The sequence below is a fragment of the Paenibacillus sp. MAHUQ-45 genome, assembly GCF_058133325.1.
Genome location: NZ_JBYUPV010000016.1, coordinates 78825 through 101479, shown reverse-complemented (window position 1 = coordinate 101479; position 22655 = coordinate 78825). Strand labels below are relative to the sequence as shown.

Annotated in this window: 15 protein-coding genes, 1 tRNA gene and 1 riboswitch; of the genes, 7 read left to right on the top strand and 9 right to left on the bottom strand. The window is 46.9% G+C overall.

Annotated elements, in window-relative coordinates:
• The coding region (locus AC3Y23_RS26120; RefSeq protein ID WP_379204665.1) for a DUF8508 domain-containing protein at positions 1 to 3823 on the bottom strand (3823 nt) is incomplete at its 3' end.
• 422 nt (positions 3824 to 4245) lie between these two features.
• Positions 4246 to 5523 (bottom strand): serine--tRNA ligase, encoded by a 1278-nt coding sequence (gene serS / locus AC3Y23_RS26115; RefSeq protein ID WP_379204662.1) that lies wholly within the window; start codon positions 5521 to 5523, stop codon positions 4246 to 4248.
• Positions 5524 to 5930: 407 nt separating this feature from the next.
• Between serS and ssuE the strand changes: the two genes are divergently transcribed.
• Positions 5931 to 6485 carry an NADPH-dependent FMN reductase gene (gene ssuE / locus AC3Y23_RS26110; protein WP_379204660.1) on the top strand — a complete coding sequence of 185 codons (555 nt, stop codon included), beginning with the start codon at positions 5931 to 5933 and terminating at the stop codon, positions 6483 to 6485.
• Between the two features lie 355 nt (positions 6486 to 6840).
• Here the strand turns inward: ssuE and AC3Y23_RS26105 are convergent, their stop codons facing one another.
• From AC3Y23_RS26105 to AC3Y23_RS26090, 4 genes are all read right to left on the bottom strand, one after another.
• Positions 6841 to 7872 (bottom strand): ribonucleotide-diphosphate reductase subunit beta, encoded by a 1032-nt coding sequence (locus tag AC3Y23_RS26105; RefSeq protein ID WP_379204658.1) that lies wholly within the window; start codon positions 7870 to 7872, stop codon positions 6841 to 6843.
• 450 nt (positions 7873 to 8322) lie between these two features.
• Positions 8323 to 10656 carry a ribonucleoside-diphosphate reductase subunit alpha gene (locus tag AC3Y23_RS26100; protein ID WP_379204656.1) on the bottom strand — a complete coding sequence of 778 codons (2334 nt, stop codon included), beginning with the start codon at positions 10654 to 10656 and terminating at the stop codon, positions 8323 to 8325.
• 82 nt (positions 10657 to 10738) lie between these two features.
• Positions 10739 to 11254 (bottom strand): anaerobic ribonucleoside-triphosphate reductase activating protein, encoded by a 516-nt coding sequence (gene nrdG / locus AC3Y23_RS26095; protein WP_379204654.1) that lies wholly within the window; start codon positions 11252 to 11254, stop codon positions 10739 to 10741.
• Positions 11251 to 13242, bottom strand: a complete 1992-nt coding sequence (locus AC3Y23_RS26090) for an anaerobic ribonucleoside triphosphate reductase (RefSeq protein ID WP_379204652.1) — start codon at positions 13240 to 13242, stop codon at positions 11251 to 11253. Before AC3Y23_RS26090 ends, nrdG begins: the two co-directional genes overlap by 4 nt.
• Before the next feature lie 537 nt (positions 13243 to 13779).
• Here AC3Y23_RS26090 and AC3Y23_RS26085 point away from each other — a divergent pair.
• Positions 13780 to 14097 (top strand): MTH1187 family thiamine-binding protein, encoded by a 318-nt coding sequence (locus tag AC3Y23_RS26085; RefSeq protein WP_379204650.1) that lies wholly within the window; start codon positions 13780 to 13782, stop codon positions 14095 to 14097.
• A gap of 89 nt (positions 14098 to 14186) precedes the next feature.
• Positions 14187 to 14258, top strand: a tRNA-Thr gene (locus AC3Y23_RS26080).
• Between the two features lie 85 nt (positions 14259 to 14343).
• On the opposite strand, the gene AC3Y23_RS26075 is transcribed toward AC3Y23_RS26080, so the two are convergent.
• A complete protein-coding gene (locus AC3Y23_RS26075) occupies positions 14344 to 14919 on the bottom strand; it encodes a DUF1572 family protein (RefSeq protein ID WP_379204648.1) in 576 nt (191 codons plus the stop codon).
• 236 nt (positions 14920 to 15155) lie between these two features.
• On the bottom strand, positions 15156 to 15797 hold the full coding sequence (locus tag AC3Y23_RS26070; protein WP_379204646.1) for an FMN-dependent NADH-azoreductase: 642 nt from the start codon (positions 15795 to 15797) through the stop codon (positions 15156 to 15158).
• A gap of 665 nt (positions 15798 to 16462) precedes the next feature.
• Here AC3Y23_RS26070 and AC3Y23_RS26065 point away from each other — a divergent pair.
• From AC3Y23_RS26065 to AC3Y23_RS26055, 3 genes are all read left to right on the top strand, one after another.
• Complete coding sequence (locus AC3Y23_RS26065) at positions 16463 to 18187, top strand: vWA domain-containing protein (RefSeq protein WP_379204644.1); 1725 nt, start codon at positions 16463 to 16465, stop codon at positions 18185 to 18187.
• Between the two features lie 12 nt (positions 18188 to 18199).
• Positions 18200 to 18955 carry an N-acetylmuramoyl-L-alanine amidase gene (locus AC3Y23_RS26060; protein WP_379204642.1) on the top strand — a complete coding sequence of 252 codons (756 nt, stop codon included), beginning with the start codon at positions 18200 to 18202 and terminating at the stop codon, positions 18953 to 18955.
• Between the two features lie 180 nt (positions 18956 to 19135).
• Complete coding sequence (locus AC3Y23_RS26055; protein WP_379204640.1) at positions 19136 to 19564, top strand: ASCH domain-containing protein; 429 nt, start codon at positions 19136 to 19138, stop codon at positions 19562 to 19564.
• Positions 19565 to 19748: 184 nt separating this feature from the next.
• On the opposite strand, the gene AC3Y23_RS26050 is transcribed toward AC3Y23_RS26055, so the two are convergent.
• Positions 19749 to 20156, bottom strand: a complete 408-nt coding sequence (locus AC3Y23_RS26050; protein WP_379204638.1) for a YhjD family protein — start codon at positions 20154 to 20156, stop codon at positions 19749 to 19751.
• A 470-nt stretch (positions 20157 to 20626) separates the two neighbouring features.
• Positions 20627 to 20716, top strand: a riboswitch (cyclic di-GMP riboswitch).
• Positions 20717 to 20805: 89 nt separating this feature from the next.
• Here AC3Y23_RS26050 and AC3Y23_RS26045 point away from each other — a divergent pair.
• On the top strand, positions 20806 to 22655 hold a 1850-nt coding region (locus AC3Y23_RS26045), incomplete at its 3' end, for a choice-of-anchor A family protein (RefSeq protein WP_379204636.1).

Genomic DNA, 22655 nt, shown 5'->3' with positions numbered 1-22655 from the left:
CAGGATAGATTGTTCCGGCATTACCTGACCGACCGATTTCATTGATGAACATTTTGCTAAGAATCTCATCCTCTGAGAAGTTCACATTGGAGGAGACGAACGGGAACTTAGCGTTACCAACGAATTTGGAAAGTACATTAGAGTCTTTATCAAATTCATGATTTCCGAAAGTCATAGCGTCATATTTGACCAGATTCATAAAGGCCAAATCTGCTTGACCCAGGTACTTGTTGAAGTACAGTGTTCCGGAGAACACGTCACCCGCATCAAGAAGAATAGGGTTTTCTGTCGTCGCCTTAGCATCCTTGATTGCCGTTACACGGCGCAAGATATTGTTTGGTGAGCTGACAGTATCTAATCCTGCATGTGTATCGTTAGTATGCAGAATGGTTAATGGGAAGTTTTCAGTAGTATTAAAATCAATCTGAGCCATTACAGCATCATGATCGGATACACGTCCTCTGGAGGATGGGAAGTCAGCATTCAGGTGAATAACATCCACATCGGCAGAAGCTGTCAGTTTTTTGCTGACCAGAATGTGGTCAAGTACTTGAGAGTTACCGTCGTAAGTATACGTGTACTGCTCATTTAAAGGCAGTTTGTCGATCAGATTATCCAGTTCGTCGCCTTTCAGAATCGTGGCAGTCGGCGTGAATTGGAAATCGTTCAGGTCGCCAAGTGCTACGATGTTGGCATCAGGATTGGCTGTCAGTACTTGCTTGACGAAGCCATTCACAACAGCAGCAATCTTGTGACGCTGAGTCTCACTGGACAATACTGGAGGTTGAGTGCTACCGAAAGGAGCAGTGTCTCCACCTTTAGAGTTGAAGTGATTGGCGATAACAATAACTTTCTCACCGCGGAAGACAAATTGTGCTGCGAGCGGTTTACGCGAGCTTGTAAATGCTTCGTTGGTCGGATCAATCCGGCCAGGGTTGTAGGTCAGCTTGTCAGTTGCTTTATCGTAGCCTACCGCTTGTGTAGAAGTACCCTTTTGACCATTAATACTGTCTGCCAGCTCTACACGAGCAGGGTTGTACAAGAAGCCTACGCGGATGTTACCGCCTGGAGCTCCTCCGTCTTTTTTATCCTGTGGAGCAATGTCAATGTAGTTGTATGTTGGTCCGCCTGCAGCCTGAATGGCTTCAATCAGCGGCGTAGCGTTGGCTTCAACCGTGCCGTTGTCAGTTTCGCCATTGCTGTCTTGCATTTCAATAACGCCGATAATATCCGGCTTCTTCATGTTGGCTGTGATGGATTCGGCAAGCTTTTTGGTTTTGGCTTCGCCTACACCCGGGTAATAGTTCTCGATATTGTAGGATGCGATCAAGAGTTTGTCCGCATTAACATTAATCGTCGATGTCTCTTGTTTGAACGGGCTTGTGGTGATGGAAGGCAGCTTGCCATTCTCCGGGATCACTTTAAAGTTGCCGTTGTTGTAGCCGATTACGCCGGTAATGTCACCGTCGAAGGTATCTCCAGTACCAACTTCCTTACCAGGGTTACCATAGGCAATCAGGAGGCGCTGTGGATTGTAATTCTTATATTCCTTCAGCGCAAGGCCGCCTGCTGGCGTAATAGCATCTTCAGTTCCGTTATCAATTCTTGTTGCGATGTTGTACACCTGGGAAGTACCGTTACCACTTGTCCAGTAAGGACTGATAATAGTTGGTGCAGGAAGCTTTACCAGCATGCCTTCCAGGGATTCGTAGAAATCGATGGCATCCTTATCGGATTGGAACTCCGTTCTGTTGTCAAGAATGGATGTAGGAATGACACGTCCACCCTTGCCGAGAACGATTGGTTCAGGGAAAGATACACCTGCTTTAGGCAGTTGTTTGAACGATGACAAAGTGATTTGGGTAGAAGTCAGATTCGTGCCGCTTCCTTCGTTATGTTCGGTTACTACACCCGTTACGGCGACAAAGTCTCCGACAGCAGGTTTCATGTTTTGATTTGTGCTGTATACGAAAATGCCTTCGGAAGTGTTCGGATTGTTATCCGGCTTCGGATCTTGGATATAAAATCCTTTGTAGTTGCCGTTCGCAAATGTATATCCATATTGAGTAACTATGCCCTCTACATCCGTGACGGTTTGACCTTCAAACTCGGATTTGTGGGTCTCGCCTTGGATATCATGGATGCGCGGAGCTTCAGAAGGTGTGTAAGCAAAAGTGTAAACCTTGCTTGTCTGGCCTCCAGCTACGGCAATCGCTTTAATAGTAACTTTCTGATCGATCACAATTGGAGCTGTGAATTTGGTGCTTGTCGCTGTTGGGTCTGTTCCGTTGGTTGTGTAAAAAATCTCTGCGCCAGCCGCTGGGCTGGAGAGATTTACCTTACCGCCAGTAATGATGCGTCCTGCACCTGGGCTTGCCATTACGGAAAGAGTTTCTTCCACCAGTGCGTTCTCGTTAAGCGGGATGAACTGGTAGTTTTTGTTGTATTCCTTGATTACTCCTGTAATACGTTCGAACGTTTTTCCGCTTGTTCCAGGATCAAGCTTGGACAAAGAGGAATAAATCGTAAACTCCTGATTCCCTTGCTTTGCGGTTACTGTGCTTCCTGCTTTTTTAACGATTGTGACATTCTCCATCGTTACAAGCTGTGCTTCGTATTGCTCGCCGTTACCTGCGCTCAAATCAGCTGCAGTTATCAGCTTTGGAGCTGGTACGCCTACATTTGGCGTAGTGACTTTGTAAGATAAACCGGGTTGCAGCTTGATTTCTTGCAGACCATTAAAAATTTCCATCACACCGGAGGCTTCAACTTCATCTCCAATGTTAGCAAATGCCGGGAAGTTATAGAGAACAATCCCTGCATCGCCGTCCTGTATGTACGTTTCAACGCCGTCGATATGCGTCACGACGCCTTTTGTCCACACATTTTGTCCTTTTTCCTTAACTCTTGTAGCAGAAATGTTGCTTTGAGTCAGGACGGAGTAAATAAACTTGTCGACAGGACTGTCAGACAGACCTGGAGCTACTGCAAAAGCATCAATAGCCGTATCATCACTGAGTTGAATAGGCCCATTGTAAAGCTGATACTCTCTTGTACCGCCAGAGCCATACACTGCAGCATAGACGGACGCTCCTACAGTAGGAGTGCTAAGGGAGATTGAAGTCCCTGCTGGCCATGCATTCGGAGCCGGGTCGGCAACGACAGGAGCTACCGTAGTTGGTGCTTCTGGGGCTTGTCCGTAGCTGCTGTTACGTGGGCTAGGTGCTTGGACAACAAAGTCTGTAGAGTTGTTATCAGTATCTAGACCACGGCTGTCTGTTGGTGCACCAGCCGCAGCTTGACGGATAGCAGCTGTCGTGTTGGATAGAGGAGCAGTCGCACCACTGCCCTCGAATTTTGTGGCTGTCCCGTAGCCGACAAGATCAATCGTTGTACCTGATTTATCAACGAGGTCGACTTTGCCATTGGTACCACCCAAATCAAGGCTTCCCTTGCTAACATCAGGAGTAGGCAAGTCGATCGTGCCTTTTGCTCCAGCGGCTTCCTCGATGAGGAAGTACCCTTTTGCGGGGATTGTTCCTGTTAAATTTGTTGCATTATTAAAGGAGCCTGTCGCTGAGGCATAGCGAACTTTCCATCCAGTCAAATCTACTGGGTTATTTGTAGGATTATATAATTCTATGAAGTCATTTTTATACGGTGCTCCAGTGTTTCCTCCGCCACCATAAACCTGCGAAATGACTACTGCGCTATTATCCGTAGCTGCTTGGGCAGTATGGACAGCAGGGAATACATTGCCGACCGTAATCAGCAGTGCGAGCCCTGCCGCAAGCCATTTCCTTACCCTTTTAGATATAACCATTTGTTTAAATCTACCCCTCTCGAGAACTAAATTTGAAAACCTATTCAATCCTACCATTCAATTGTTAAATGAAAGGTTCTCTCACACCAATATATATTAATTTCATGTTAATTTGAACGGATTTATAACAAATTTATAATTAATAAACTTAAAAAAGTCGAGAGTGCTATAAAAATTATAATACATTGGTTAATTATATGTATTAAGTACTATGTAATTTATCATTTTGTTGATATATGTAAAATAGGTGTTAAATATACTTATATTTTATGTTAGATATATCTTTGGAACTAGTTTGTTCTATTTAAAATGTTGATAGGTAAGTAGACAGCACTAAAAGGCAGCGGAAGCCGCTGCCTGTAGAAGTGACGGTATCTATTTTTCAAAAGATGAATCTTCTAATTTATTACCTTACTTTAACGTTAGAGATTGAGCTGGGTTTGCCCATTCATATATTTGCGCAAGGCCCGGGGAATATAGATGCTGCCATCCTCTTGCTGGTGGTTCTCCAGGAGTGGAATCAGAATCCGCGGCGTAGCCACGGCAGTGTTGTTCAAGGTATGGCAATACTGCAGTCGTCCATCGTCATCCCGATAGCGAATGCCCGACCGCCGGGCCTGAAAGTCCAGCAGATTGGATGCCGAATGGGTCTCTCCGTATGCGCCCCTGCTAGGCATCCAGGTCTCGATATCGTACTGCTTATGCGTCTTTAGAGCCATATCCCCTGTACAGACGGCTACTACTCTATAAGGGAGCTCTAGCAGCTCAAGAATATATTCGGCATTGGCCGTAATTTCCTGAAGCAGGCTCTCCGATACGCCTTCATCTTTCCGGCAGAGGATGACCTGCTCAATCTTCGAGAACTGGTGCACCCGGTACAGTCCACGTACATCACGTCCCGCCGAACCAACTTCGCGCCGGAAGCAGGCCGACATACCAGCCAGGCGAAGAGGGTTATTCAGATCCACGATTTCATCGCTGTATAACGAGACGAGCGAGACCTCCGAGGTTCCGGCGAGCCAGCGATTCTCTCCGTTTAGCTCGTAGGTCTGGTCCATACCGCCTGGGAAAAAGCCGGTGCGTTGCAGTGTCTCCGGACGAACAATCACGGGTACATCCATAACGGTGAAGCCGCGCTCGGTCAGTACATCTAGCGCGAGCCGCTGCACCGCAAGGTGCAGGTAGAGTCCCGCGCCCTTAAGCACGTAGCTGCGTGGTCCACCGGCCTTGACACCGCGCGCGATATCCAGAATATCGTGCAGCTCGCCGAGTTCTACATGGTCGCGCGGCGTGAACTCGAATGTTGTTGGTGTCCCTACGCGGCGCAGCTCGACATTGTCGCTATCATCGCGCCCTACGGGTGTATCCAGCGATACAGGGTTCGGGGCGAGCAGCATCAGTTCGCCGCAACGCTGCTCAGCTTCAGCCAGTCCGGCCTCCAGCCCGGTTAGTGCACTATTGATCTCGCGTACATGTTCTTTCGCAGCTTCTCCGGCAGGGCGGTCTCCCTCTCGTAGACGTTGCTCCACCTCTTTGGTCAGCACATTGCGCTTCGCTCGTAGCTGTTCCGTCTCCTGAAGCAGGCTGCGCCTTTTATCCTCCCATGCCAACAATTCATCCAGCGGAAATACCACTTTCTTCTGTGCGGCTATGTTTCTAAGAGTTTCCGTGTTTTCCTTGATCCAATTCATGTCCAGCATACCGATTCGCTCCTTTTGTCTTATAAAAACACAAAAAACGCCCTCATCCATGGGACGAGGAGCGTCAGCTCGCGGTGCCACCCAGGTTGACCGAATCACCGTGTAGCATGATGAATTCGATCCTCTTTGGTCTTCGCGGTAACGGGCGAAACCCGGTAAACTTAGGGAACACGTAAAACTGCTCCGGTCGCAGACGCCTCACGGTTGGATGCCGATCATTGGCCTGATCTCAATTTATTATTGTTGCCTAGTATAACGTAAGAAAGAAATGGGCGCAAGGTGGAGATCAACTTCACGTTTGTGTTTGACAAAAATCCGCTCCCTTTGTTAGGATTATATTTAATTTAAAGTATTTTAGTCGGAATAAACAGCGCGAGCTGATAAACAGAACAGAAGAGGTGGAGAAGTTGGCTAAAATTGTTGTCATTAACGGAACGCCATCCTTGGTATCACGCATCAATGCAGTCATTGAATATGCTGAAGCGGACCTGGCACGTCGTGGTTTTGAGGTTAACCGTATCAATGTAGCGGAGCTGCCGGCGGAGGATTTGATTCATACCAAATTTGAAAGTGAGTCCATCGTTAAAGCGAATGGTCTGCTCGCGGAAGCTGATGCTGTGATCGTAGTTAGTCCGGTATACAAAGCCTCCTATACAGGTGTGCTGAAGACTTTTCTGGATCTGGTGCCGCAAAAAGGTCTAGCTGGTAAAGTCGTGCTTCCGCTCTTTATGGGCGGCAGTCTGGCGCATCTATTGTCCATTGACTATGCACTGAAGCCTGTGCTGTCCGTTCTGGGTGCACGTTACATCCTGGGCGGCGTGTACGCTGTGGACTCCCAGGTCGTTCGGAACGATCAGGGTCAAGTGAATGTTGCAGAGGAATTGCAACTGCGTTTGAATGCGGCTCTGGAAGAGCTTGCTGAGGAAACTGAGCATCGTGTCGCTCGGGGAGTTAAAGCCTAAGTGCGTGGCGCTTATTCCGCTATCATATATGAATGAAAGAAGCGTCTCTTCCGCACCGTTAGGGTGGGAGAGGCGCTTTTTTATGTATTGGCATCAGAAGTATCCCAAGAAAAGTGTTATATAGCAGCTGTACAATTGAAAAGAAATAGGTGCCAACAATTAGATGTTTTTAAGCTGCCGATCTCGACACCATTCTAATGCTTGTCATTCGATTTCTAAGACTACAACCTTTCTCACCGACAACCTCCTAATACACTCATTTATCCCTCAATAAACCAGCGCCGGAGTGACTTTATTTTAACAGGCCTACAAAAGAAAAAGCAGAGCCGTCCAAGACGGTCTGCTTGTATTTATCTTACAAATCATCAAATCCGTTATCATCTCCAACTTTGCCGTAGTTGCGGGATTTGGCTTCAAAGAAGTCGGTTTTGGTTGCGTTCAGCGCTTCATCAGAGAATGGCTTGATCCAAGGCATGCAGTTCACATCAACGCCTTCATAGGCTTTTTCCATGCCCATCAGGGTCAGACGTTTGTTGGCAATGTACTTAATGTAATCGCCCAGCTCGTTTAGGTCAATGCCTTCTACATTCGAGAGGGTGTAATGCGCCCAGTTGGTTTCAAGCTCTACAGCACGGTCAATTGTGCGATATACGTAGTCCATGTTTTCTTTGGTGTTCAGCTCCGGGAAATCAACCAGCAATTGCTTGAACACCTCGGCGAAGAAGTAGCAGTGCTGATTCTCGTCACGCTGGATATAGGAGATCATCTGGCTGGTCGCCATCATCTTCTGGTCACGGGCCAGATTGTAGAAGAAGGCGAAGGTGCTGTAGAAGAAGATCCCTTCCAGAATGAGATCGGCTACGAGCGCACGGAAGAAGGTGTCCTTGGACGGCTCATTGCGGAATTCCTGATAGATTTCGGAAATGAACTGGTTGCGTTCCAGCAGCACGGGATCTTTTTTCCAATATTCAAAAATCTCCTTCTGCTCTCCCTCCGAAACGATGGAAGACAGTACGTAGGAATAGGACTGGTTGTGCACAACTTCCTGCTGTCCAATAATGGCGGAGATCGCTTCCAGCGAGGAGTCGGTTAAATAACGCTTCACATCACCAACGTACATAGTCTGCATAGAATCCAGCACGGCCAGCAGGGAGATGTTGATTTTGAATACACGCTGCTCTTCAGGGTCCAAATTCGGGAACTGCTGGGCATCCTTGGACATCGGAATTTCATCAGCGATCCAGTGGTTAAGCAGCAGCACCTTGTACAGTTTGTACATGTGAGGCATGCGGATATCGTTCCAGTTCAGAATCCCGGAGCATTCGCCTTCGATGATACGTGTGGATTGGTTGGGCGCTTCAGTGTTGAATATTTTTTGCAATTGCATTTCTTTTTCCCTCCATTTTTTGCGCGTTTAAACTAGGCAGATCGCTTTAAAATCCGAAGCCTTAAAAGTAACTCTGAGCAATGTTTGGATTTCCGGTCGTTGTAGACAGCTACGTTGCGAGCTTTCCTACGGAAAGCTTTCAGGCGAACGCTATGCTCTACAGTTCCAAACGTTCCTCTCTGTGACTACGGCTGTGTAATTAACGGCATTTTTGTACCTTAATATCTCTGTACTACCGGGGTTAGTGGTAATTAAGGGCAATTTTGCACCTTAAATCTACTATAAAACCTCTTTTAGAGCATTTTTTCTAAAATAAGGTACAATAATGCGCTTATTTCCCTTATTTACCTTCATTTAATAAATATAAGGTACAAAAATGCTCTTAGTTGGGGAGGCGAGCCCTTTTCGCCCTTTGTTAATTTCTTGTATTCGTCTTATAAAAATAATTTGTTAGCTCGCGCAAGATTCGCACTCTTCAATAGTTAATGCACGGCTGCGCACGTAATAAGTCGATTTCAGACCGCCCTTCCAGGCGTTCAGGTGAAGCTCCAGGAACTCTGTCGCTTTGATGTCAGGGCGCACATACAGGTTGAAGCTTTGTGCTTGATCGACATGGCGCTGACGAGCCGAAGCCATGCGGATGGACCAGTTCTGGTCGATCAGGAAAGCTGTTTTATAGTACCAGATGGTCTTGTCAGACAGATCCGGAGCTGGGTTAGCAATCTTGTACGTTGTTTTCTCCTCATAGGAGAGCAGCTCGTACAGTGGGTCAATACTGGCTGTAGAGCCGGCAATGATCGAAGTGGAGCCGTTCGGCGCAATCGCGAACATCCAGGCGTTACGCACGCCATCCTTGGCAACTTCCTCTTGCAGTTCACGCCATTGCTCAGTGGTCACATATTTGCCTTCTTGCTCGCCGCTAGTGTAGCCGCGTGAAGTAAAGTATGCGCCAGATTCCCAATCGGAACCTGCGAATTTCGGATAACGTCCTTTTTCGCGAGCCAATTCCATGCTGGAACGTACCAGTAGATAGTTAATATGCTCGTACAGATGGTTGTTGTATTCTACAGCCTCTTCGGATTCCCAACGGATACCTTTCAGGGCCAGCAAGTGATGCAGACCGAAGGTTCCGAGGCCAACGGCACGATATTGGCTGTTCGTATATTGAGCTTGCAATACTTCAATGTTGTTGATGTCGATAACGTTGTCGAGCATACGAACCTGAATCGGCACCAGACGCTCCAGCACACCCGCAGGAACTGCACGGGCCAAGTGGATGGAGTTCAGGTTGCAGACTACGAAATCACCAGGGATTTTGGAGATGACAATCCGGGTCTGGCCGTCTTTGGTCACCAGTTCTTCCTGTTCAATAACAGTAGCGGATTGGTTCTGCATGATCTCGGTGCACAGGTTGGAGGAGAAGACCATACCTGCATGTCTGTTCGGGTTAGCACGGTTAACGGTGTCACGGTAGAACATGTATGGTGTGCCTGTCTCAAGCTGAGATTTCATAATCCGCTTCATGATGTCGATGGCCGGAACTGTGATCCGGGACAACTCCAGGTTGGCAGTAGCTTCTGCATATTTCTCACGGAATGTGCCTTGTCCAAGCTCTTCATCATAGAAATCTTCCAGCCCGAGTGCGCGGCCATTCTCGTCCTTCCAGCCCATCACTTTCTTGATTTCATGCGGGCAGAACAGGTTCCAGTGGCTACGTGCTTCTACAGCTTCCATGAACAAGTCCGGCAGGCAGACGCCGTGGAAAACGTCATGTGCACGCATCCGCTCGTCACCGTTGTTCAGTTTAAGATCCAGGAAGGCTAAAATATCCTTGTGGAAGACGTCAAGATATACAGCCACGGCGCCTTTGCGCGTACCGAGCTGGTCTACGCTAACAGCGGTATTGTTCAGCTGGCGAATCCACGGGATAACGCCGGAGCTGGTGTTCTTGTGACCACGGATATCGGAGCCGCGGGCCCGGACTTTACCGAGGTAGACACCGATACCGCCACCCATTTTACTGAGACGAGCTACGTCTGTATTGGAATCGAAGATACCTTCGAGAGAGTCGTCTACGGTATCGATGAAACAGCTGGAGAGCTGGCCGGCTACTTTTTTACCCGCATTGGACATGGTTGGCGTAGCGGCAGTCATATAGATGTTGCTCATCGCCCAGTAGGCTTCTTTTACAAGCTCCATACGTTTCTCTTCCGGCTCGGTGTGCATCAGGTACATCGCAATGATCATGTAACGCTCTTGCGGCAATTCCATAACACGGCCGTCAAAATCATGGGCCAAATAGCGGTCAGACAGGGTAAGCAGGCCAATATAGTCAAACAGCAGGTCGCGGGTATAGTCAATCGTAGCGCCAAGCTCGTTGATTTGTTCCTTAGTGTAGTGGGAGAGCAGCTCTTCGCGATAGATCCCTTTTTTCACCAGGTCGGCAATTAGAGGGTACAGCTCACCGTAAGGCTCTTCCGGATAGGCTTTGTAGCGGCGGTTTACAGCAGCTTTCTTATAAAGGGAAGTTAAAAGCGAACGTGCAGCAGCAAATTTCCAGTTTGGCTCTTCTTTGCTCACCAGTTCCAGGGCACTCATCGTGAATGCACTGCTGATTTCTTCTCCGCTCACTTCGTCACGACGCAGTTTAGATTGTACTCCGCGTAGGAGGGACTCTTTGCTGAGTTCTTCAAGTTCGTTCAGAATACGGTCAGCGTATACGGAAAGGCGATTTTCATCAAAAGCCAATTGGCGATTATCGGGTTTTACTACAAATTGCGGCATAATGTTACATCCCTTCATATTTTGAATTTAATTATGATTATTAAAAATTGATCTATTAGACCGTAAAAGGCGCCAAAAACGGCTAAAGCGTCGTTGGCTGCCAAAGTACGATGTCAGGGCCAGTAAGGCTGGCCTCAATATCAATAATGCGTTGATTGGAGCTCCCACGGTAGGGGAGAGTCGTATCCTTTAATGCTTCTTCAAAACGTCCGTCAATCAGTACCTGACACTGGCTGAGCAGATGCCATTCCGGCGAACCGGATATCGCTGTAATCTCTTCATACGTGTACCCGCTGTAGATCCAGACAGGGAAGCCTGGGAGCGTGGCACGAAGTTCCTCAATGAACTCTACTACTTCTTCGGCAGAAAAGAAAGGGTCACCGCCTGCTAATGTTAATCCGTCCAGTAGCGGGTTGGCCGCAATCTCCGCGATCAGCTCGCGTCTGCGCTCTGGGGTAAAGACTTCCCCGTAATTAAAATTCCATGTCTTCGGATTGAAGCAGCCCGGGCAGCGGTGGCGGCACCCGCTAATGAAGAGGACGGCCCGCAGGCCCTCGCCTTCATTGATGGACTCGGGATAGTAGCCGCAAATATTCATAGATGCTTAACCCGGTCCCTTACTTCCGCCTGCTTGGCCGCATTGAAGCGGGTCTGATAATCTCCGGTCAAATATCCTGTCACCCGGCGTAGACGCCGGATGTGAACTTCATTCTCATGTGCGCCGCAGGAAGGGCAATTCGTGCCGATAACCCCTTCATAGCCGCAGCCTTGGCAGCGGTCTATAGGGTGGTTAATGCTAAAGTAGCTAATCTCCTGCTCTAGAGCGTAGCGAATAATTTTGACAAAAGCGGCCGGATTGCTGCGCGCGTTGCCATCTAATTCGACATACGAGATCGCACCGGCGTTGCAGTACTCATGGAAAGGAGCTTCCAGACTGATCTTTTGGGCAGCGCCAAGAGTGTAGTATACAGGAATGTGAAACGAGTTGGTATAATATTCGCGATCGGTAACACCGGGAATGGATCCCAGTACCTTATGATCGATCTTCGTAAATTTCCCAGACAATCCTTCGGCAGGCGTAGCGAAGAGGGTGATATTGAGATTATATTCCTCGCTCTTCCGATCGCAATATTCCCGCATGTGACGGACAATAGCCAGCGCTTTGGCATGAACATCCATGTCTTCCCCGTGGTGCTTACCGTACATCGCCTTCATACATTCGGCAATCCCGATGAAGCCGAGGGACAGACTGCCATGCTTCAGCAGTTCGCCAACGCTATCCTCTGGCGCCAAGTGTTCGCCGCCTTCCCAGACCCCTTCACGCATCATGAAATCGGATGCCTTGGCCTTCTGGGAGGCTTGAATGCGGAAGCGGTGAAGCAGACCGTCCAGCGCAACGTCCATATAATGATCCAGGTCTCTGTAGAAGCCTTCTTCATCGGCTACCATGCGGCGACCTGTGACGATGCCATGTGCCAAACCGAGTCGTACCAGATTCAGCGTATTAAAGGAAAGGTTACCTTTACCTGAGCAATGATTGCGGCCAAAACGGTCGCTAAGCACGCGGGTGCGGCAGCCCATAGTGGCGAATTCGGTATCGGGATTCGAAGGATCATAATACTGCATATTGAGCGGCGCGTCCAGATTGGCAAAGTTCGGATACAGTCTGCGTGCAGAACATTCAGCGGCCTTGATGAACAGTTCATAGTTCGGATCACCTGGCTGCTGGTTCACACCCTGTTTGCACTTGAAGATCTGAATCGGGAACACCGGCGTCTCGCCACTGCCAAGTCCGTGCATGGTTGCCGTCAGCAAGGAACTGATCACGAGTTGCCCTTCCGGCGAGGTGCAAGTTCCATAGTTGATGCTGGTGAACGGAATCTGTCCGCCGGACCGGCTCGACATAGTATTCAGATTATGTATCATACTCTCGGCGGCCTGGAGTGTTTCACTCTCAGTTTCTTTTAACGCAAAACGGAACGCCTTAGGATATTGCTCTGCCAGATCGGTGCGGCTCATGTGAATCTCGCCAAGATCAAGTGGCTCTGTAGATTGTCCTTCTTCGAAATAGTCCAGGCCCTTGCGGAATAGCTTGGCAAAGGATTTGGTGACATAAGGGGCCAGATCGTAGTCCAGCTTATTGGCGGATACGCCGCCGTATTGGGCATTTTGCTGAGATTGGAAAATAATCGCTACCAGCGCCATCGCCGTCATAATCGAGTTCGGGGGACGTACACTGCCATTGCCCGTGTTGAAGCCTTCACGCAGAAGCTTCTCGAACGGGATAAAAATACAATTGGTCGTTCCGATCGCATATTGGTCCAGATCATGTACATAGACAACGTTATCCTTAATGGCTTGTACCAACTGCGGCGGCATCGTGAAATTACGAGCATACCATTTGGAATATTCACTGCCGAACTTGCTCATTTTACCGGAGAAACTCTCCCCGTTCAAATTTGCGTTCTCCCTGAGTAAGTCCAGGTCTCGGCTGTCAATAATATCGCGTCCCAAATGAATAACTTCTTCTAATAATTCTTCCTGTGCCAGTTGACCACTGTGGTACGGCTTCTCCAGTAACGTCATGTACTGATCTCCTCTCCATATAAAAGGACATTCTCTGCTGTTACAGAAAATGCCCGTGTGCTTCTCATAGCTATCCCGGTCTTGTGATGTAGGCTTGCATGCGGACACTGTTTTTGTTTCCTGCACACCTCTATTAATCTCCCTATGACAGGAGGTTAAAATAACTGTTCCCTACTATATTTTGTCGATAGAGACTACATTACATCAATATATTGTGTTTGTCTACCGAATTTTAGTGAACCCTTGCCACGCTTGAGATCATCCCTTTTCTCCACAGGAAGTCCACAGAACCATCCACAGGTAATCCACAAATCATCCACAAAAAAGCCTGAAATGGTTCATAATTTATCTGAAAATATGCCACAAACCGTCCATAAAAAAGATATAGGCTTTTACTAGATTTTGTGCTACAAGTGGTAGAATTCGCGATTAGCAGAAATTAAGTATACGCATGGTTTGTAGGAGAGACGGAGAGTGGGTACAATAAGGGAAAAGTAGTTGTTTTCCAAAATGAAAAGAACAGGGGAGGGATTTAGCATGCCGATAGCTGAAGTTACAGTCATTCCGATTGGTACGGGTAGCACCAGCCTTAGCGCTTATGTTGCAGATATGCAGCGTGTGCTGGAGACGGTGGAGGGAGTGACATATGAGCTTACGTCCATGGGAACTATTATCGAAGGCCCGCTGCAGCGGATTCTCGCCGCCGTGGAGGCCCTACATGAATCTCCTTTTACTAACGGAGCCCAGCGTGTCTCGACCGCCGTCAAGATCGATGACCGTCGCGACAAGCCCTCTAGCAGCAAAAGTAAGCTTGAGTCCGTAGAGCGTAAGCTCCACGCCGATTCGTCGGAATAGCTGGACTTGCTGGCAGTCTCGAAAAAGGGGATTGCGTTTTCCATAATACGGAGTATAATGTTTTTTGTTTGACGAAAGTAAAGCTTCAAGCTGGTGTAGCTCAGGGGTAGAGCAACGCACTCGTAATGCGTAGGTCGGGGGTTCAATTCCCTTCACCAGCATCCTTAAGTAAAATGATAATGGCGCGGATTCCGGGGGTTCGGAGCCGCGCCTTTCCTGTTCTTTTACCATTCTGCTTGGATTCATTTAATTAATTCTCTTTAGTTCTTCATCAATAAAGTTTTTTGTTGCCTTTTCTTTAGAAAATTTATCGTTATTATATTGTTTGGAACCTTGCTTTGGAACAGATAAACTTTCCCAACTACTCTTCTTTAGAATTTTTGCAGCGTAAATGATTTGCCCAACGTGATATGGGTAATGTGCCAATTGTCTATTGATTGCTTCAATAACGGTGTGCCCTTCGTTCCGTATATAAATAATTTGTGATAATTGATCCGTATGAATTGAATCCATTGCATTGAATAAACATGTCCAGCCTTCGTTCCATTTTATTAAAAGATTCTCTTTAGTGTTAATGTCATTCTCAAACTCCGAATCTCGATCTCTCCATGATTTTTCACCGTCAGTGCTTAGAAAATCTGTCCATCTTGAAAGCATATTTCCCCATAAGTGTTTTACTATAGTTGCAATGCTATTGGAATCGTCATTAAAAGTTACAAATAATTGTTCGGGATCTACTTGATTGATGGCTGCTTCACCATGTGTTTTGTAATAAAGAAATTGTTTTTTGATACTTTCCAAATAGATTTGCTCATTATCCATTTCAAACACCTTGCTTTCGTATATTATTTTTAATGATTTTATTTTATCAGAAGTCCATTATTTCTGTTCTGACACAAGCCTGATAGAACTCAATAACACATAAATGTGTTGCATTCGTAATGCGTAGGCCGGGAGTTCAATACCCTTCACCAGTGTCCTCAAAAAGACAATAAAGGCGCCGATTCCGAGGGGGTCGGAGCCGCGCCTTTTTTCGTTTAAAGTGTGCGTCGAATTATTTATTTCTTCGCTAAAGTTACAGCTGCCTCTTCTGCTTCTATAAATGCTTTCTTCAACACCTCGTCCTTGTCCAGTAAAGCAGTCCCTTGTACTCTAAGGGTTTGGAAATCCTCAATACCTAAGAAATTAAACATGGACTTCAAATATTTATGTGAGTATTCAACTTCAGTATACCAGTCATCATTGGTGTAGATCGAACCACTTGCCTGAATAACGACCATGCTTCTCCCATCCTTTAAAAGTCCCACTGATCCTGTATCGGTATACTTAAATGTTTCCCTTGCAATCATAATATTATCGACATAATCCTTGAGCTTTGATGGGACATTGAAGTTATGCAGCGGGTGCACAATAAGGTATTTATTTGCACTTTTGAATTGTTGTAATACTTCATTCATTCTTCCGGCGACTTCTTTTTCTTGAGTGGTTAGGGCTTCACCTTTCGCATATTTTTCCCAAGCGCCTAGGACGGTCTTATCAATTAAAGGGATCTCATCTTCATATAGGTTAATTTGTTCGATGATTTCATTATTAGGTTTATGCTCCACATAAGTTTTCATGAAGTGTTTGAATACACCAAGACTGAATGAAGTCGTTGAATCCACCAAAGGATGTGCGTTAATGATAAGCAGCTTGCTCATTGTATAGTGCCTCCATAATAGTTTTTTTGTTGTACATTTATGTAGACAAATGAGCAGGACAATCTGTGACACTAAATCACAAAAAGATGAATTTTTGCTGCGTGGTTGTCTTGGTTAATTTTGTCCGGACATTTCATGATCTATGCAAGTGCGTAGTCGAGGGCTTTGAAGCAGGGGGACCGATGAAGCGGAAAATTATTATAACCAGAAAAGGAACGAGGGCAAGCCATTACAAGGTGGTCGTGATCGCTTGCGCCAACAAGCTTCTCCATCACTTATCCTCAGTAAAGGCGAGCCCTTTAAAGTTTGACCCTATTTACCCATAACTCTTTGAGGTGTTTCCCGTCCTTGTTGCTGATATCTGCTTTGATAAGAATGGACTCTAGATCTTTGTCACCAGTGTTTTCGACGCGCGCATTTAAAGTCCATGGTTATCTTCTTCTTTTACAGACACATCAAAAACTTTGAAGCCATCAACATCATAAACTTTTTTACATTGATATTTAGTATGCATTTTTGTGCTTACACGAACATCGGTAAGATTTTGAGGGATATGAAGGAATATTTTGTATGTTGTCGAATTATGTACTTTGGTATATATCCGGGATAAATGCACCATAAAGTCACAATTAATTTAAATATAATTAGAGTAGGCGGGAATGAATATGTTTTGCGGTAAATGCGGTACCAAGGCGTCTTCGAATGATCATTTTTGTAAAAAATGCGGAAGTGCTTTAGCGGGAGAGCCCGAGCTTGATGCACCATCACCACAGCCTGAGGCTGTATCTTCAAGTGAGATTCGAGTCGTAGGTAAGTGTAATGCTAAATCCTGGAAGAATACAACCTTTGCGATAATCGCAGGATTGTTGCTGGCGGTAGGTATCTTCGTCTGGTTAAGGACCGGAAGCGATACGGAGCAAGATAAATTGAAGACCGTTCAGGCTAATACAGCTAACAATTCTTCATTTGAAGCTGCGGCTACGCCCGTACCTACCGATGTGCCAGAAGTATCTCCTTCACCTTCGGTGGTTCCGGCGGAACCAGCCTTTATCAAGGTCAACCAGGTAGACTCGTCCCGGTATGAAGGGCGTGGAGTGGATGTCTATTTCTCACTATTCGCCGATCAGGGCTTCCAGCAGGAGATCGCACCAATGGTGCTCAACAAGGAAATGTTCAACGTGAACGGACAGCCGGTTCAAGGTCTTTCCCTGGTTGAAGATAGTGATGTGGTCAGTGTTAATCTGGTTATTGACAAAAGTGGGAGTATGGAGGAATCTCCTAATACTGGTGTGTCTGCATCTAAGATGGATCTTGTTCGATTAGCTGCGATCCGGTTCATTGATAATATTCCTGCCGAGGCTAAGGGACAATTCGAGTTATTGTCTTTTTCCACTTATGCACCGCCTGTTGCAGATGTTCCATTTACTTCAAATCGGAAAGAGGTTAGCTTAAAGCTGTCCGGTTTAGTATCCGATGGTGGACAGACGGCACTGTACGATTCTTTAACCAAAGCTTTGTATGATACAAATGAGCAGCAAGGGCCAAAGTATGTAATTGCATTTACAGATGGTATAGACTCTGACTATGGTTCTTCTATTCAATCAGTCATTGATCTGTCCAAACAATTAGGAATTCCTATTTACATGATCGGGTTCGGTGGAGAGGATGACAATTTGTCGTACATCGCCCAGGAGACAGGCGGACAACACTTCTTCCTAAATATTGATGATGACCTCCAAACAGAACTGAATCGTATTTACGATACGATTTTCCAAAGATATGTTAAGCAGTACAAACTGACATACCTTCCATCACAGAAGGTTGCCCCGGGTCAAGAGTTTTCGTTCGCGATGGACATGAATGCTCCGCAGCGACAAGCCCGGACAGCTCTACTAACTTATGAACGGAAGCTCGACAACAATTCCATTGATGTACAGAATGCCTTATTCAAATATCAGGTCAATTATGCGCAATCGGTTAACTTGCTGGATTTCTCTCTGGTACAAAATAATGTGCAAAGAGGGTCACAGTTCTATAACAATCTCAAGAAACGTATTGAGGTTGATTATGTCAATGCTTACACCAAAGGAGCACCAAAGGTTATTGAGCCTCTAGAAAACTACCGTATTGACTCCATAAGTCAATTGCACGATGGGGCATACAAAATCAAATTTTTCAAGCTATTTCCTGTTCTACTTAATAACGAGAGGGTCTATGAGGCGGATTTGAATACCTATACTCTCACTAGAGATCAAGCATCCGGTAAGTGGCAGGTAAGTGATTTTGGGCGCGAAGAATGTTCCATCTACCGTGATAAATCAGACCCTGGCTCCTTATGTACTGATAACGGAGTCGAAAAATTATATAGTGGCGATCCTTGGCCTAACTGATAGGAGCTAATCATGCGCGTAAAATTGAATGTAATCTTCTTAGTTATTATGGTCTTACTGACGTCAGGCAGCGTTCCATCTAGAGTAGACGCGAAAGTTCTAGATGGAACATCATTAGCCAGTACACAGGAGAAGACAGTTATCTGCATAGATGCGGGGCACCAAAGTAAAGCTAATAACGCTAAAGAGCCGATAGCACCAGGGAGTCAAACAGTTAAACCAAAGGTGTCAAGCGGTACACAGGGCATAGCCACTGGTAAACCCGAATACAAACTCACTCTGGAAGTGGCATTGAAGCTGGAGCAAGCACTTCAGAAGGAATACAAGGTTGTAATGGTTCGCCGAACTAATAATGTGGATATATCAAACATGGGGCGCGCCACAAGGTGTAATCAGGTAGGAGCCGATTTGACTCTTAGGCTGCACGCAGATGGAAGCGATAATCGCAGTATTCAAGGTATGTCTTTTCTCTACCCTTCTGCCGACAGCTCATCTACTAAGAAGATTTCATCGCAAAGTTTTGAAATCGCTAAAGTCCTGTCTAAAGCAGTGCTGAAGGAAACGCAAGCGACATCGCGTGGGATAATCGCTCGGAGCGATCTTACTGGATTCAATTGGTCAACAGTGCCGGTTCTACTAATCGAAATGGGCTTCATGACGAATCATAAAGAAGACCTGAAGTTGAGCCAGGCTGCATATCAGGATAAGATTGTTCAAGGGATTAAAGAGGGTCTTGATTCGTATTATAAGGTTGCAGCGAAGAAATAAATATTATATTAAATCCCTCGTCCATAGTATTCAGACGAGGGATTTTCAAATCATGACATTATATAAATACGAATGTTCAGGCAAGCTCTAGACGAGATAACACATATTTAGGTAAAGAGATGTAGTAGGGATACACTCATGATAGCCCACAGCCAAATATAAGGAGGAGATAAGAATAACATGCGTTGCTTAACGATACGGCAGCCCTGGGCTACATTGGTTGCGCTTGGCGAGAAGAACTATGAAACCCGTTCATGGCGAACGTCATATTGTGGGGAGCTGGCAATCCATGCTGGTCTTAAAATAGACAAGGCCGCGTGTAGACGAGAGCCGATTCAATCGATACTCGCAAAGCATGGCTATACAGAAGAGAATTTACCCACGGGTGTTATTATTGCTATAGGCAAACTGAAGGAGTGCCATGGTATTACCGGGTTGAATAGTGTCGCGCAGCAGATAGACGAGCATGAACGGGCTTTTGGCGACTATACGGAAGGACGTTTTGCCTGGGAGCTGGAGGATGTTCGTGCGTTGGTTCATCCTGTTCTGGCCAAGGGGCGGCTCGGCTTCTGGGAGTATCCCCTCTTGGGTGAAGAGGACCATTTATAATCTTCGTTAACAAACATCGTGATGTTTTTTAAGCTAATTTTTATCTTAAGATCAGCTTATTTTCAGGTTCAGGGGTTATATTGAATTTACCAAACGCCCCCCAGTGTTTAGTGGTATAGATTTTGGGTCCTGCCAACTCCCATGGCAGGGCCTATTTTTTTCTTATTCCTAAAGTAGAGTGAATTTAGAGCTGCGGAGCAGGCTTGATTCCGTATTGTTCCTGCTCATTCCGGAAGGCCGAAATATCCAGTCCCAAGTATCTGCGCATATGGATTCCCGCTTGTGCAGCAATGAGTTCATTCAGCAGCAGCATCCGTTCGTGATATCCTCGGCAGATGAATTTGGCTTCAAGGCCATGCGGGAGCTTGTGCTGTTCATATACCTTAATGCCGCGCATCCGCATCTCCGTACGAATATCCCTGAGATCTGCAGTAGCTGCACTGGCTGCCGTATCCAGGACTTCAAGATAAGGTGAAGGTGTTCGGAGTTGTGCAGAAATGATGCCAGCATCGCGTTCAAAAGCAGATAGGATCAGCGGGAGAAGCAAATACGATTTTACCAGATGATTATCTATACTCTCGGCTTTGTGCATGCGTATCACCACCTAAAATGAGAACGTATATTCCTATTTTACTCCGAATTTCAAAAAATATTCAATGGTATTTATAAACAAACTAATAAATGTGATTTAATTCACAATACATTTGGAGGGATGATATTATATTTAATTTGAAATACTAAAAAGAAGACTATTGTAATATTAAAGGAGAAGTGAGCCATGGAGCAAGAAGGGAATATTTATAGAGGGATGTTGTTTGGACTATTCCTGAGTATTCCGTTGTGGGTCTCAATTATTGGCTGGATACAGCTGTTCTAAAAAAGAGGATAAAATGACGATTTGAAGCGCCTTTTGGCGCTTTTTTTATTTAAAGATTGTACAAAAAGGAATTCGTTGACAATCATATAACGCCAAGCTACACTATGGGTAAATTCAGAATAAGATGTATTACACAGGGCCTGTCGTATGTTGTTTTGCGGGCATCTCTATCAATTTAATATCATCATGTATAATAGCAAACCGTCTGAAAAGACGGGACGCAAAGTTTAGGAGTCTAAAGTGCTAACAAGTGCCATGACCGTCCGACTGCCATGAAGAGAGCTCCTCTACTTCTTGGTGGTCTTTTTTTGTTGTCATCGTAGCTGCTACGAGATCATATAGAATTTAATAGGAGGTGTAAACATTGAGGAAAAGAATGAAGTCGGCAGTGAAATTGTTCCTGGCAGGGCTGCTGACACTGGGAAGTACGTTTTCCCTGGGCGTCCCGGTGAACGCAACACCGGACTCGCCGTATACCCAGACGCCAGTCTTGGGGGTTGCCGGGAATTTTAACGCTTTTGTGTTTGGAGATTTTACGCAGACGAACGACCAGATTCACGGGCGGCTTGCCGCCGCAGGGAATATCAGTCTGCAAAGTTACGGCGTATCTAAGGATGCCCCGGGCGGCGATGTTCTAATTGCGGGAGGAAACATTAATATTACTGATGGAACAGTGTATGGCAAAGCCGTTTATGGTGGGACCTTATCCAAGACAAGGGCTGATATCAAGGAAGGTGAGAGAAAGGCTAGTCCAGTTCCAATTGATTTTGCTAAGGAAAAGCAATTTCTGATTAACAAATCGGCTGAGCTGGCGTCTCTCCCTGAGGCAGGGTCTTTCAAGAAGGAGTTCGGGAAAATAACCATTAACGCTCCGGAAGATTTTAATGTCGTAAATCTATCTGCCTCCGACTTGGTGAATGCCAATGGTCTTCAGTTCAACATTGCAAACAATGGCACAGTTATAGTCAATGTTAGTGGAGGCGCCATCAGCATTCCTAGTTTTCAAATTTGGGGTGGAAGTCCCCGGAAGGTATTATTTAATTTTTACCAAGCAGGCTCGATCAGTATAGCTAATACAACCATAGAAGGTACGATCTTGGCGCCGAAAGCAAGTGTGTTCTACAATTACGCGGAGTTGCATGGGACGTTGATAGCCACTTCATTTAACGGTTATGTGCAAATGCACCATTATCCGTTTGAAGGAACCACCCCGTCAACAACGCCAACGCCGAAGCCGACAGTGACACCGACGGCCACGCCAACAGCAACGCCTACGCCGAAGCCGACAGCGACACCAACGGCCACGCCAACAGCGACGCCAACGCCGAAGCCGACAGTGACACCAACGGCCACGCCAACAGCAACGCCAACGCCGAAGCCGACAGTGACACCGACGGCCACGCCAACAGCAACGCCAACGCCGAAGCCGACAGTGACACCGACGGCCACGCCAACAGCAACGCCTACGCCGAAGCCGACAGTGACACCAACGGCCACGCCAACAGCAACGCCTACGCCGAAACCGACAGCGACACCAACGGCTACGCCAACAGCAACGCCTACGCCGAAGCCGACAGCGACACCGACGGCTGTGCCAACAGCAACGCCTACGCCGAAACCGACAGCGACACCAACGGCCACGCCAACAGCAACGCCTACGCCGAAGCCGACAGCGACACCAACGGCCACGCCAACAGCAACGCCTACGCCGAAGCCGACAGCAACACCAACGGCTACACCAACGGCAACGCCGAAGCCGACAGCAACAGCGACACCGAAGCCAACGCCGACACCAACATTGTGCCCAACGCCAACGGTAACGCCAAAGCCAACACCAACACCGACGGCCACACCAACGGCTACACCGACAACAACACCAAAGCCGACACCAACACCGACACCGACACCAACACCGACGGCAACGCCTACGCCGAAGCCGACACCAACACCAACACCGACGGCAACGCCTACGCCGAAGCCGACACCGACACCGACACCAACACCGACGGCAACGCCTACGCCGAAGCCGACACCAACACCAACACCGACGGCAACGCCTACGCCGAAGCCGACACCAACACCAACACCGACGGCAACGCCTACGCCGAAGCCGACACCAACAGCAACGGCCACGCCAACAGCAACGCCTACGCCGAAGCCGACAGCGACACCGAAGCCAACAGCAACACCGACGGCCACGCCGAAGCCAACAGC